Annotated in this window: 8 protein-coding genes; 2 read left to right on the forward strand and 6 right to left on the reverse strand. The window is 42.8% G+C overall.

The annotated features are described in order from the left end of the window. The 6 genes from FC98_RS11415 to FC98_RS11440 form a co-directional block, all read right to left on the reverse strand. Window positions 1-4,915, reverse strand: a 4,915-nt coding sequence (locus FC98_RS11415; RefSeq protein WP_082603003.1) for an MBG domain-containing protein, incomplete at its 3' end; no start/stop codon positions are given. Between the two features lie 684 nt (window positions 4,916-5,599). Next, window positions 5,600-6,337 carry a glycosyltransferase family 2 protein gene (locus FC98_RS11420; protein WP_054655796.1) on the reverse strand — a complete coding sequence of 246 codons (738 nt, stop codon included), beginning with the start codon at window positions 6,335-6,337 and terminating at the stop codon, window positions 5,600-5,602. A 261-nt stretch (window positions 6,338-6,598) separates the two neighbouring features. Beyond that, the gene (locus FC98_RS11425) at window positions 6,599-7,327 is read right to left on the reverse strand and encodes an L-ribulose-5-phosphate 4-epimerase (RefSeq protein ID WP_056949592.1); all 729 of its coding nucleotides are present in this window, start codon (window positions 7,325-7,327) and stop codon (window positions 6,599-6,601) included. 512 nt (window positions 7,328-7,839) lie between these two features. Continuing rightward, window positions 7,840-9,447 (reverse strand): xylulokinase, encoded by a 1,608-nt coding sequence (locus FC98_RS11430; protein WP_008857221.1) that lies wholly within the window; start codon window positions 9,445-9,447, stop codon window positions 7,840-7,842. A gap of 111 nt (window positions 9,448-9,558) precedes the next feature. Then, complete coding sequence (locus tag FC98_RS11435; RefSeq protein ID WP_008857220.1) at window positions 9,559-10,230, reverse strand: Crp/Fnr family transcriptional regulator; 672 nt, start codon at window positions 10,228-10,230, stop codon at window positions 9,559-9,561. 1 nt (window position 10,231) lies between these two features. Then, complete coding sequence (locus FC98_RS11440; RefSeq protein ID WP_054655798.1) at window positions 10,232-10,876, reverse strand: hypothetical protein; 645 nt, start codon at window positions 10,874-10,876, stop codon at window positions 10,232-10,234. A 478-nt stretch (window positions 10,877-11,354) separates the two neighbouring features. Between FC98_RS11440 and FC98_RS11445 the strand changes: the two genes are divergently transcribed. Then, window positions 11,355-11,981 (forward strand): LysM peptidoglycan-binding domain-containing protein, encoded by a 627-nt coding sequence (locus FC98_RS11445; protein WP_054655800.1) that lies wholly within the window; start codon window positions 11,355-11,357, stop codon window positions 11,979-11,981. Between the two features lie 738 nt (window positions 11,982-12,719). Continuing rightward, window positions 12,720-14,561, forward strand: coding sequence for a TerB N-terminal domain-containing protein (locus FC98_RS11450; protein ID WP_235803626.1), 1,842 nt, complete (start codon window positions 12,720-12,722; stop codon window positions 14,559-14,561). Window positions 14,562-14,572 lie beyond the last annotated feature (11 nt).

Genomic DNA, 14,572 nt, shown 5'->3' on the forward strand with positions numbered 1-14,572 from the left:
TTGAGATGACTTTAGCTGGGTTCGCCTTTTGCAAATCGGTTAAGCCTTGCGCACTCAGCTTAATGTCATAGCTACCAACATTTTGACTATTAATCCCTGATATATCGAAATCAGCCGCGGTCCAGCCAGCCGTTGGTGCCACCACACCGTTAGCGAGCTTGACGTCAAAAGTAGTTGGATCGGTGCTGGCATCACCATCGTACTGTTTGGTTTTTGGTTGTAATTGAATCGAATTCTTATCAACCGGTGTCTGCGTATAGGTCACTGTAAAGACTTGCGTCGCCGCCGTCGCATCTGACTTCAAATCGAAGGTTGGGTTAGCGGCCAACGCTTCCACCAAGGTGTCGTAATCCTTGCCATCGGGGCCAGTCACATGATAGACGCCACCGTTAGCGGCTAAATCTGTGTCTGAATACTTAAAGGTAATCTTATCGGTCCCAGTAGCAGTCTTGTCACCCGTATTAGCGGTAGTATTACCTAACGCCGTATCGGTTAACTCACCATCCGGGCGGCCTTTGGTTGTCAACGTCGCCTTATCAATTTGGAAATGGTTGACTAACGTTGATGATCCGTCCAGTTTAATTGTGGTATCCCCATCAGTCGTGGTGAAGACGTACCCCGGAATGGTTGGCACGTTGTTTAAAATCTTGGAACCCGCGACGCCGACTGGTGGCGTGGCGATGCCATCATCCGAATACCCCCCATTGGAACCAGGGAAACCATTGATGACATTGCCATCTTGGTCAACGTTCTTAATGTGGGCGGTGGTCGTAAAGGAATCAATAATCTGGCCATTGACGTTGTTTAAACCATCCACTCGGAACGCCGTTGGGATCGTGACCTGCTTGCCACGATCGTTAGCGCTGTCGGGATCTTTAACGGGTAAAATAACGTCAGCCATATCCATGGAAGCTAATTTCGGAATTGACGTGACAATACCGATAATCTTGGACCAAGCTCCAGCATCTTCGACTTGTTTGGCCGTCATTAAATCATCACTGGTGGTTGTACTAGTTCCATCCGCTGAATTAAAGAAGTACTGATGATTATTAACCGTCACGGACTTGCCATCGGCTGATAATGTGACCCTTCCGGTTGAATACAAGGTAGTTGTCGATCCCAGCGTACTCTTGCCTTCAGTAGCCTTACCGGTCAGTTGTAAAGCAAACTTGCCCGGAGTATCCCCGTCGTTTTTGGTGACTTCGGTTGGCAAATTAAGTACCCCGCCCACATTGGTCGCAATATTCGCCGTGTTGTTGGCCAACCGCAAGCGAATCGATTGGGCGTCATTCTTCATGGGGTTATTAACACCATTGGCACTGTAATTGGAGCCAAAACTTTGATTATCTTGAATAGCACCACTAAGGATCATTGATTGAGGAGCGCTAATCAATAACAAGTCCCCAAAATTACTTCCTAAAGTAGCACCAAGACCATTACTTCCCCAGCCATTAAAAGAACTAAGCCCAGATACTTTAGTCGTATTTCCTTCAGAGTCCGTTAAAGTAGTAAATAGGTTTTGAGCATTGCCTTGGTTGAATAAACTACTAAATGAATTTCCATTACTATCAGTATCGTTACCGGCAAGCATCACAACACTGGTTGACTCACCATCTTTGCCACCTTTAGTTGCGGAGGGAACATCATACGATATGCCATTATAGATATCTGTGACTGATTCAGTATTTTGAAATGATTGTAAATCAGTTATCGCATCTGCATTAACCTGAAATTGCATACTTAAAGCCATACTGCTAGGATTCCATTCAATCCCTGTACCAGTGTAGTCAATTTTGTAGACTAACTGTCCATCAGCATTTGTAAGTTTAGTAACCTTTGGTGTCGAAGTAATCCCATTCCATCCGGCACCTTTTTGAGTAAATATTTGTCCATTAGCTTGAGGAACAATTTGTGTTTGTTTTGGTACTGTTACATAAAATACTGGATCTTTTTTTGTTAACCCCACGCCATTATATCCTGGCATATCGTTCCCGTCTTTTGCAGAGGGGTTATTTACGACAGTAGGGTCATAATTAGTATTTGGTTGATTATTAACAAAGAATCCATTTGCGTTCAGATTGGGGTTGGTATATGCTGCTTTGGTTCCATCTCCAATCAAAACGTTAAACTGTTGAGATGGATTCAGTGGCGCTGTGTTATTAGGCGTCACATCCAAAGAAATTGGTGCTGATGCAAGTGCAGTGGCAGACTGAGTAATAGAATCTACAACTTTTCCAGTATCATTATCCGTTGTTGTTAAAACAAACGGTACTTTAGATTGATCTGCTACTCCGTCCTTAACATAACCTAATGTCGAAAATGAAGTAGCTTGAACATCGTTCTCGGTTGGTAGTGCATTGTCCAACTCACCGCCAGCATTCCTTTTTGAATACAACATATCTCCAGGATTCAGCGTGAAATTAGGCGTAATGTCATAACTCTTTACTGAAGCACCCACTGGTAAATTAAACATTGTTGTTGTATTGACCGAACCTGTTTGAGGAAGTGTTGAGAGCGTTGTTCCTTCCTTTACATCTTTAAATTCTTTTGATGTCCCATCCGTAAAGTTTATCTTGACATCATAACTATCACCAGAAGCCCATGATCTGTATGCTTTAGTTAACAGTGGGATATACAATCCGGTTGATTCAACACTATCAGGAAGTGCCATTTCCATGGTTGCATTTAAAGGCTGAGTGCCAGTTACAGTTATTCCAAAATTATTTAAAACATTTGATAATTTATTTCCAATAACCAGCTTACTTTGATTATTAGCAAGATAGACAGTACTTACAACAGCCTTCGTGCCTGTATCGGCCACAGTTTCATTCAACTTATTACTTGTACCATCAAATGTAATCATTCCATTTAATGACGATGTCTTTGCGGTTAACTTACTTTCCGCACCATTATCAAGTGCAATTGGAGCAGTAACAATGCCAAAGTTCTTCGAGTAAGTAGCCTTTCCAATATCAAAGGTTTGTGTTCCATTAGCAGTTGACTCCCCATATGATCCAATAAAGAATAAGGATTGGTTTGAATTAAAACTAGCACCATCTTTAGTTGAAAAAACAATAGGCGTCCCCACTCCACCTGGCTGTGCAACTTGGACGGACGCCGAGTTAAGTCCAGAATAGTGTGCTATATATCGTTGTGTTTTTTCTGCATTAAGAGCAAATGTTGAAGGAACATTCACAGAAATATTGACATCATTAAAATTTGACTGTAAGGATAGCCCATTCCCACTTTGAACAGCAGTTAAGGAGTAAGTGTAATCAACGTTTTTAATCTTTGGCTGTGCACTATCCGTTACCATTTCACCTAAATTTAAACTTGCAAGCTTGGTACTATTTTGAATTGTAATGCTGGTCACTTGGTCATCAAGATTAGTCCCCCCATACGAAAATGGGAGTAACGTTTGATCTGCCACAGAACCAGTAGGCCCACCTATCGCACCTGTTGCTGAAGTAGAATTTCCCATTTCAGCCTCAGACGGATAAGCGTAATTAGCAAACCCCAATAAATTTAAGTTAATTGTTTGCGACGATGTTTCACCGTCAGAATTTACGGTCCAAGTATACGTAGTAGAACCATCTTTATTTCCAGTGGTAACGGGGTTCCCGGTAGCTTGATTTTGAACAAGGTATCCTTCGCCTCCCCGTAAAGATGCTGGAAGCGTAACGTGGAATGTATCTCCCTTATTCCCAGTATAAGTAAATTTTACTGAAACATTTTGATAGTATGAGCTTTGGTGATCCAAAACGAAAGTTGCTGAACCATCTGAATTTACTTTTACCATTGGTGTGCCGTCTGGCCAATTAGAATTTGAAAACGTCAAACTAGCCGCCTGCGCTGGATCCACAATCTGCCGGAAACTCCCGGTCAACCCCTGCTTATGGATGGTTTTCAACACTTGATTGTAGTTGTGAGCATTGCTGGCCGTGATAATCAGATCACCATAGTCATCCACTCGGGCCGAAGTGCCATTGGGAACGCTAACCTGATTGTAAGCCGCTTTAGCATTAGCGACCACGTGCGCTTTCACGCCCTTTTTATCGGCCGCGACCAAGGCCGTCGCTTGATTCAAATTATCATGCATATCAGCCACCAACGCCAAGGCGGCATTCAGCTTGGTGGTGGCTTGCTTTTTATTCTTCACCGCAATCTTCTGGGCGGCTTTGACCGCCTTTAAAACTTTCGCTTGTTGGGCTTTTTGGTGCGTACTAATAGCGGTCAAGGCATCGTCTTGCGGAATATTATCGTTAGACTTCGCTTTGGCCGTTTTTTGGCCTTTGGCAACCTGCTTTTGGGTCGCTTTCATGACCTGGTTAGCCCGCTGGACGATCTTCTGAGCGGATTGCTTGTTATATTTAGTTAGTTTCTTATAGGTAGTTTTCTTAACTTTTAATTCATTATGAGCGTGTTGATTAACCTTAATAGCTTTGGCAGTTGACTGGGTCGAGGCATTAGTGGCACTGGGGGTATTTTGCGCCGACTGGTCCGCTGTTTGGGCTGGTGCGCTACTGGTAGTATCGTTGGCAGCACTAGTTGCGACTGACGAATTGGCCGTTGCAGCATCTGAACTAGCCGCCGAAGTGCTTTGACCATTAGCGGTCGTTTGACCGTTATTTGCACTTTGGCTAGCAGCGCTTGTGCTTGCTACAACAGGGTTTTCAGTAGTTGAGGCATTCTGCCCCCCCCCCGCATTTTCAGCGGTGGTGGTGTTATCACTACTATAAGTAGCAGTGGTGTCCGCGTGAACGGGGTGAGACGTCAACATGGTGTATGACAAACCAGTGGTGAACATCGAAATGCCGGCCACTAACCACAGTTTTCCCTTCTTATAGAGTTTGTAGTGTTCCTGTTTCTCTAAGCTATCCTGATACAATCTTGTATTATATTGATACCGATTCATATGAATATACCCCCTAGTTTTAATTAGATCAATTAGGTGTCTGCTCAACGCAGTGAACCCCAGCTTCAGTGACACCCCTTAACTTCATAACCGCTATTGATCAAACGATCAACAACCATCGAACCTCGATCAACGTTATCTAAATGATGACGCCTTCATTCGCTGGTTACTCACGGTTATTAATTTACACTTATTATTCTAATGGAACCCTTATATATATCTATATGTATTTATTCTGTTTTGTCCGCGCTTTTTTGAGAAACAAAAAAATATAGAATGGTACGTGCTTTTTTTGTATTGATTACCAGTTAAAGCCTTGGTGTCATTGACTACCGACGGCGATGGCATCGCGATTAGCTTACATTCTAAGCGGTATCCGTGCAATTAATATCAACCATTACACTAAGATTTTTTGCTTGTAAGTTGATATTTTTTTGTATTTTTCCCACTAAAGTTCAATCTACAGACATCATTAAAAACCGCTGGCTGAGAAAGCACGGCGGTTTTTAGTATAGAAAATGATATTTATTTGGCAAATTACAAATCTGTGTAATCTAACATGCCGGAGTCTACAGGAAAGCATCTCTAAAATAAAATTTCTGGTTTCTTGGTAGTTTGGTGCTAAAAGGTACCCTAAACTAAAACCCGAAACACACTTTGTCGCATTGTTACTAAGATTACTCACTATGGCGTTAGCCGCCTGCCCATCTCATCAATGTGGCGGCGAACCACCTGCTCCTTGCTTCGCATTGCCATTGTCGCCGAATGAATGATGCTATTTCCGCGGCTGACCTTCGTATAGAGTGGTGCTGGGAAGTAGAGAATTCTATGCGATGCCGCAATATAATCGGCGGTAAACAACAAATCTTCTGCCAAGTCCAGGGTTTCATCAAAACGAATCTTATTTTCACGAATCACGGATAGCCGAAAGCCCTTATTCCACGTGTAGCCGCCAATTTCAGCACCCCGATAATTAATCGAATCAAAGGCTTCTTGTTTTGAAACTTGCTGAAATTCCGTTGCGGACGACCGGCCACCACCACGCCATCCCCAAGCATACCCAACCGCGTCCATATCGACAGTTGGATCCTTCAAGCCATCAACGATCACTTCAAGGTAATTCGAAGCCAGCAAATCATCGCCGTCAACAAACACAATAATATCACCCTTCGCATTATCAATCGCAAAGTTGCGGGCTTTTGACACCCCCTCATGTTTCTCATAATAATGAGCCCGAATGCGATCATCCTTTTGGGCAGCTTCACGGATGGTCCCAGCGGTGCTATCAGTCGAAGCGTCATCAACCAGGATGATTTCAAAATTTTGATACGTCTGTTCAAAAATACTTTGCAACGTCTTCTGTAGATAGGTCCCCAGATTATAAGCAGGAATCGAAATCGTTACTAACGGAGAATTTGTCATCGTAAACGCCTCCACTTGTTTTCGGTCAGTGTAAGCGGATATTGGAAATTGAGCAAGGATTTGCATTGGCTGACTCACTAAGTTAGATGCCGGCTCAATAAGAGGACATCAATTACCAAAACACATGAATATTCCAATATAAATTCAACTTTCAAAAAATAGGCAGTTAATATCAAAGAGCCACCAAGTCAAAACCTAGAAATATCCTAGATTTTGACTTGATGACTCTTGATATGAAGCACTAACTCATTATTCTATATGCTATTCATGTTCTGCATGGCTCTTAGACTTGGCATTATTTTGACCGTAGTAGGCGTTCTTGCCATGCTTACGGTAGTAATGTTTGTCCAAGAGATATTGTGGGACGTGGGTTTCATCACGCGTCAATTGCAATGTGTGATAACTAATTTCAGCTGATACTTCAAGCACCTTAGCGTTATAGACCGCTTTATCAGCAGTTGGACCCCATGCAAATGGACCGTGTTGGCTAACTAAAACTGCAGGAACAGCATCTGGATCAATTCCACGACGTTCGAATTCGTCAACGATCACTTTACCGGTGTTCAACTCATAGGCTTCTTCGATTTGCTTTTTCGTCAAGGCTGGGGCACATGGCACATCACCATAGAATGTATCGGCATGAGTCGTGCTGGTAGCTGGAATATCCATCTTAGCTGCGGCAAATGAAACAGCCCAAGGTGAATGGGTATGAACAATGCCACCAATGGTTGGAAAATGATTATAGAGATAAGTATGGGTTGGCGTATCACTTGATGGGTTCAACTCCCCTTCAACGACTTTACCATCCAGGTCAACCACGACCATATCTGAAGGCTTCATATCTTCGTAAGGAACCCCTGATGGCTTGATTACGAATAGTCCTTTATCACGGTCAATGGCAGAAACGTTGCCCCAAGTGAACGTAACTAAGTCAAGCTTTGGGAGCTTCATGTTTGCTTCGTAAACTTCTTGTTTGAGATCTTCTAGCATTTTAATTTATCACCTTTCAATTTTGGTTAACTGAGTTTTGTGCGGGATGAAACTTTGGGTTTAATTTGGGTGGGAAATTTGGCTCGGTTACTTTTCTTACATGGCGCACAAAGTTTGTATTTGGGCGTCATAACCAAATTTTTCTTTTTACACTGAGTAGGACCGCTCCGCAAAGGCTCTTTCCATAAATTAGCGATGTCTTGATCTACAGAGTAGTAAAAAGAACAACCGGTTTGATATATTCCTGATCAGCGGTTTGAAAAGCAAGCAATTATTATTGAGTGAAGCATCAATAATCGCTGAATCATGGAAAGAGCCTCCGCAAAGCAGAAAGCTGCCCCTAAGTCACTTCCGACTTAAAGCCACGCCTAGGACAGTTCCTTTTCAACATAGCGGAAACGTGCTCCACCAAGCAGAGACTTGCACCTAAGCCTTCTCCACCAAAAATCCAGGCCCAGGATTTCTGCTGGAGAAAACTTAGGCTCCAGTCTCTAACCGCTTGGTTCCGCACTCTACTTCATTTTCATCGACTTAACCGCTTGTTCTTCAACCGGTAAAGCTGCCTTATAGTTATCAATAAACTTATCGTAGCCTTGAACGCTAGCTGGTTCTGGGTACAGCGTTGCCGTGGTTGAATCCTTGAATACTCGGTTCTCAAGATAGTCTTCCAGTGCCTCGTCCTTCTTGCGGTTGACACAATAAAGGGCAAGAACTGCCATTCCCCATGGACCACCTTCACCGGCATTTTCCATTACTGAAATTGGCGTGTTCAACGCATCAGCCAATACCTGTTGGGCAACGACTGGTGTCTTGAAGATGCCCCCTTGAGCAACTAATACGCTGGTTTTAATGTGTTCTTCTCGAAGTAAAATATCCATGCCAATTTTAAGTGGTGCAAAGGCAGAATAAATCTGTTCCTTAATGAAATTAGCTAAGGTTAATTTACTATCAGGTTTCCGAACGAACAATGGTCGGCCTTCTGGCATTCTAGTGATGTTTTCACCAGAAAGATAGGCAAAGTTGACCAAACCACCGGCATCTTGGTCACCCTTAACGGATTCTGCAAATAAAGTACCATATAAGTCGTCTGGCTTAAGCTGTAATCCCAATGCCTTAGCGAATTCACCAAACAGGCCAACCCAAGCATTGATGTCAGAAGAGCTATTGTTCGTGTGTACCATCGCAACTGGCGCACCATCCGGTGTCGTCACCATATCAATATCTCGGTGAACGGCTTTCATCGGCCGGTCCAAAACAACCATTGAAAAGGCAGACGTGCCGGCAGAAATATTCCCAGTCCGCTTCTTGACACTGTTCGTTGAAACCATCCCAGTACCGGCATCCCCTTCAGGAGGCGCAATCAAAGAACCAGCCTCTAGCTCGCCACTTTGATCAAGTAGTTTGGCGCCAGCAGCCGTTAACTCTCCAGCTCTTTGTCCTGCTGGCAATACCGTTGGCAAGATATCTTCAATCTTCCAAGGATATTGCTGAACCTCAGGTAGGGCGCTGAACTTGTCGAGCATGTCTTGCTTATAATTGACAGTCTGTTCATCAATCGGAAACATTCCAGAAGCGTCACCAACACCAATGACCCTTTCACCAGATAACTTCCAAGTGACATAGCCGGCCAAAGTCGTCAAAAAGTTGACGTCCTTAACGTGATCCTCTTTATTCAAAATGGCTTGGTATAGGTGGGCAATACTCCAACGTTCTGGAATATTGAAATCAAACAACTTTGTCAATGCTTCAGCAGCTTGACCGGTAATATTATTCCGCCAAGTTCTAAATGGCACTAACAATTCGTTGTTCTTATCAAATGCCATGTACCCGTGCATCATAGCACTCACGCCAATTGAGCCGATCTTCTTAAGGTCGATGCCGTATTTGTCATGAACTTCTAATGCCAAAGTTGCATAACTGGTCTGAATGCCATCCCAAATCTTGTCGATTGAGTAAGTCCAGATACCGTTATCCAACTCGTTTTCCCAAAGATAATCACCAGACGCAATTGTTTGGAAATCATCCGTCACTAAGACAGCCTTGATTCTTGTAGAACCTAATTCGAGGCCTAGCGAAATGTTTCCGCTTACAATTTCGTCTCGCACACGACTTTCATCCATTATATAATCCTCCACGGTAATGCCAATAGTATTTTCATTTACCCCCTAATTGTAAAATATTCATACGGATAAATCAATTGTTTTTAAAATTTGTAGAATAAATCAGCAACATCAAACCAAGTCTACCAAAGCGTCCTCATCCAAAATTGTGACGACCGATCCCGCAGAGGCAATGGTCCCATCGTTAACCAGTTGTTTAAAAATCCGGCTAATTGTTTCCGGAGTCGTCCCCAAATAAGTCGCAATATCTTTCTTTTTAATAGGTAATTTGAATTTCTTATCGCCAAGGGCCGCGCTGGTTTCTAATAAATACTTGGCAACTTTGCCGGTAGTGTCGGTAGTTGACGCAATTGTTTTTTCTTCTTGAAGCTCACTAATTTGCTTACTCATGATTGCTAGTAATTTAACTGCCAGCTGTGAACTAGATCGTAGTAAAGCTTGAAAGGCATCTTGTTCGATTTGGCAGATATTTGAGTCCACTAACGCCGTCGCAGTTACGTTTCGCTGATTACCATTGAATAGGGCTGACTCGCCATCAAAATCCCCAGGCTGCATCACCTTGAGTAACTGTTCTTTTCCATTAGCCGCAACCTGAGAAATCTTAATCTGGCCAGCTTCTAGAATAAGAAAATGACCAACTGAATCCCCAGCCATGTAAATAATGGTTCCCTTAGTGTATTTGTGCTGAACAATCAGCTTAGCAACTTCTTCTTTTTGCTTCTGCGGTAATGATCTAAATAATGGGACTAAATTGACACATTCAAGTGCGTGTTGGAGATCCATTTTATAACTCCTTTAGGCTATCAAGCCATTGCTTTGTTCTCTGATCTGGGGCGGTACTCGTATCAAACGGAATTGGATTAAATACCTTGGCAACTTTCTGCCAATCAACCTGATTACCCGTCATCAAACTTTTTTCCAATGAGTCAGTTTGTTCCGCGGTAACCATCTTTAGCAGTTGGGTGTTACCAGTTGCTAATAACGTATTGGCCGCTAGTTGACTGGCAATGATCCCGTTAAGCTGTTCTTCAGTCAGCGAGCCTGATAAAACAATTCGGTCTTTAAGCGGAACAGCCGGAATTTCTCGGTTAAGAAATTGAACAAAGGGGTCCCAATTTCGCAACACCCGTTGGTAAAATTGGTATGGAACCCGGACGTTAATTCTTTTGAACGTTTCGGGGATTATAGCGGTTAATCGCCACGAATTTTGACCCGCTGCTGCGGCAAGGACCTCCATCAAAAAGCGCTGCATGGTTTCCTTATCCGTTCCCTTGTATTTTTTCTTCAAGGTTAGCCCATACCTAACCAATACAAATTCCTCAAATTGATCCGGTTGAATAATGCGGCCAGCTGGATGATGCATTCGCCGTCGGATTTGTTTAATCTGTTTTAATTTGCTTGATTTGGCAAATCTACCTTGCTTAACCATTTTAATGTCGCTCCTTAATTTTTCTAGTTCTTATTATGGTGGAAATTACTGATTAAAGCAAAACATCACCCTAATTCAGCCAACGTCCCACTTGGCACCTTTTTGAATATGGCTATTGTCCCTTTGATCCCCACTATTGGGGATTTCGTACTTAATTAGCTCACTTCCCGTGGGGAGCGATCTTTAGAAATTTAATCGGTTTGTAACATACTTGTCCAAATTCAACGTTATCAAAGTCACTCATTGTCACATATCTGTCTTATTTCTAGCGACTATTGACGGCTTACTTTGATCTGATATTATATACGGCGTGGTTGGTCCTAGGAGCATTTATCCCACTGATCAATCATCTTCCAAGTTACCATTTAACAACTATCCATGTGTTCCGGAACACACTTTTCTTTCCATAATATGAGTAACTGTGGAAGCCTCACATTTCAAGTTTCGTGTACAAAATCTAGTTATAGAAAATTCAAAGGTGGTTATTATTATCAAAACGAGTCTACTTACATTATCAGTAATTACTGGCTTCTTAGGACTTAGTGGCGTCGTTGCCAGCGCCGACACTTATACGGTCAAATCCGGCGATACGGTTGCCAACATTGCTGATAAATTCAACGATACAGTTAGTGGCATCACTAAACGCAATAATTTGAGCAACGCTGACCTGATCATGGTCGGCCAAAAGCTTTCAGTTGGTAAGGATACAAAAGCTTCAAAAACTAACATGAAGACATCAACTGCCATTCACAACGAACACAAAGATACCGTGATTGCTGACACAGCATCTAGTTCCGATAACGATTCAGACAACAATTCAAATTCAGCTAATGATGTTACCAGCAGTGCCATTATTAGCCCAGCAGATTTCCAATCACAAGGCGTTGTTTACCAAAACGGCAAGAAATGGACGTATTACACCGGCGCAGCATTTGCTGATGGTACGACCAACCATGGGGGCTATGACGCAGATGGTTATTTGATCGTCGCAGCCCCAGCAGAAGTCCCATTTGGCACCCACGTTCAAACGCCATTAGGTGAAGGCGTGGTCCATGATCGCGGTACTGCGATTGTGGGAAATCACTATGATTTGGTAATGCCATAAAAAAAGTGAGCGGAGCAAAGCGGTTAGAGACCGGAGTCTAAGGTGCTTTCGGCTTAAACCCCGGGCTTGGGTTTGAGTCGGAAGTTCCTTAGATGCAGGTCTCTGCTTTGCGGAGCGGTCCTAATCTGTGTTGCCAGCAAAGAGTGTGAAACCAAGCGGTTAGAAAGCGGATCCTAAGTTACTCCGTTCAGAAATTCCTGGGTTTGAAATTTCTGGGTTTGAAATTTCTGGGTGGGGTGCTTATATTCCAGTTCCTGCTTTGCGGAGTGGTCCTACTCAATGTAAAAGAGAAAAATTGCTATGTAGCCTTGAACTTGATCCGAAAGTTCCTTAGATTCCAGTCTCTACTTGGTGTAGCACGTTTCCTCTATTGCTGCCAAAATAAATAAATAACGGAAGGCTTGTAAATAGATTCTTATTTTTACAAAGCGGCCCCACACTCAAAAGAAGCAATGCAACCATTTTAATCCTGCATTGCTTCTTTTTTTGGCTTAAATTCCGAAATCAGTCATTTGTCACAAACTTTATCAAAAATAAAAATAGGTAACAATCCAATTTGCCGAATAATCTTAGATTGGATAAGATGTTACTTGCGCTATAGAGCAATGTTCCTCAGGGAGCACAACAAGTGGGTTGAGCTCATAGTTTTTATTAGAAACGGGCTTTTTCTTGACCATTGCGTTCCGTGATAGGATAGAATTTAGTTATAAGGTTTGGAATAAAATGGGGGTGTTATAGTTGAATTGGCAAGAAATGAATGATTTGGTTGCTAACTATTATGGATTGAAGTTTGTCTTAGCTGCTGAATCAACCCCACATATTAAAGTTCTCATCCACCCAACTTCAAAACGGCCCTTTGTGATTGCAAGTCAGGATGACCCAACGAATATAGACATCTATTGTGGCAACCTCAGGGTTATCGTTCAACACTTGCCCCACTTTTCAGCACCTAAATTCACAAAGAACCAGAGGTGGGTCGGGGTTTCCTTAAAGTCGATTAATGAAATGATGCTAAAAAAAGTGTTGAACTATTCGCTTAAACATTTCCCACCAAATCCAAACCTTTCATCCCAGGAACAGTCAATTTACCTGCCCCCTGATGACAAGGTCAACACGCGGTATCGTGCCCAACAAATCCAGTTACCAGTTGGTTCTGCTAAACAGACTAAAGCGCAGAAAAACAGTCATGTACCAGAGGCACCTGCACCGATTCAAAAGATGATTCAGTCATATGATTATACAGTCCCATCATTTCAAATTGTCGCTTATAATTTTTACAAGCAAGGCCAGATGATGGCGGATTATGAGGACCAATACAACGCAACTTATGAATTAAAACGCTACTTTCCCGTCTACCATGACCTCACAATCCATCAACTACGAACGTATTTTACGTGGCGGACTCAACTTCGCCAAGGCAACTTCACTGTTAGCAGCACCTCATACGCTTATCTCTACATTTACGAGCTCTTAAATAATATTGGGGTGAATTCACCCACGGAGGGTTACACGAAGCTCATGGCTTTTCGTGATCAGTATGCTCCCAGCTATCATAGTCGAATGCGTGATTTGCTCGATCGGTGGTTATGCGACTATGTGCTATATTATGGACTGGATCAGCAAAAAGCGCAGACTGTCTTTGCAAAAAAGATAGCGACTGATAGGGATTACCATATCTTATTGCATCCAGCCGATTTTTCGCCAGAGCAACTCCTGGCGGTTTTTAAGGCCCATTCAACATATCTTAAATCGTGTTTATTGCTGAAAAAATCACCGAAACAATTTGCTGAACTGTTAAAAATCGTTTGGCAGCAAATTCTCGCCCTCAAGCAGACCAACCAACTTGATTACTTTGCTGAGACAATTGCGAGTCGCGTACCGACATCCCATACGTATTTCACAAGTGCCGTGTTTTACTTTAGAAAAGCCCCGCGGCTCAAAGTGTATCAGGTTGATGCCGAGCATATCTATCACTTGGGACCCCAAACGTGCAGTTCCATGCTTTACTATCCAGTTAAGCGTCAGGAAAAAGAGCTTAACACCTTGCTTCATGAGGTGGATCGCTTAGTACGAAAGGCATTTCACTTGGGACACCCACTTAAGCCCCGGCAACTGAGGTCACTCTTGCAACGGGCAATCATGGATGGAATTAAAGCTTATCAACGAATTCAAGAAGAGAAACGACGTCCTAAAGTGAACATCAATCTGGCTAATCTTGACCAAATTCGAAAGGATGCATCCCAAACTCGTGAAAGCTTGCTAACCGAAGATGAGAAGGAACCAGTGTCAGCACCATCTCCAGAAGAACCAATTTCACAAGATCAAGTAGATGAGCCAGCTGATTCCGATCAGTCATTGTTAAACGCTGATGAATTAACGCTGGTAGTTGCGCTGTTGAAAGGTCAACCTTGGCAGCAGTACCTACACGATCATCATTTGATGACTTCGATTTTAGTCGATCAAATTAATGGAAAGCTTTTAGATGAGATTGGCGATACAGTTATTGAATTTAATGCCGATAATCAGCCGGTCATCGTCGAAGATTATCGTCAGGATTTGGAACAATTATTTTTATCGTAAAGGAGTGGATG

This window comes from Lentilactobacillus kisonensis DSM 19906 = JCM 15041 (assembly GCF_001434135.1).
Lineage (GTDB): Bacteria > Bacillota > Bacilli > Lactobacillales > Lactobacillaceae > Lentilactobacillus > Lentilactobacillus kisonensis.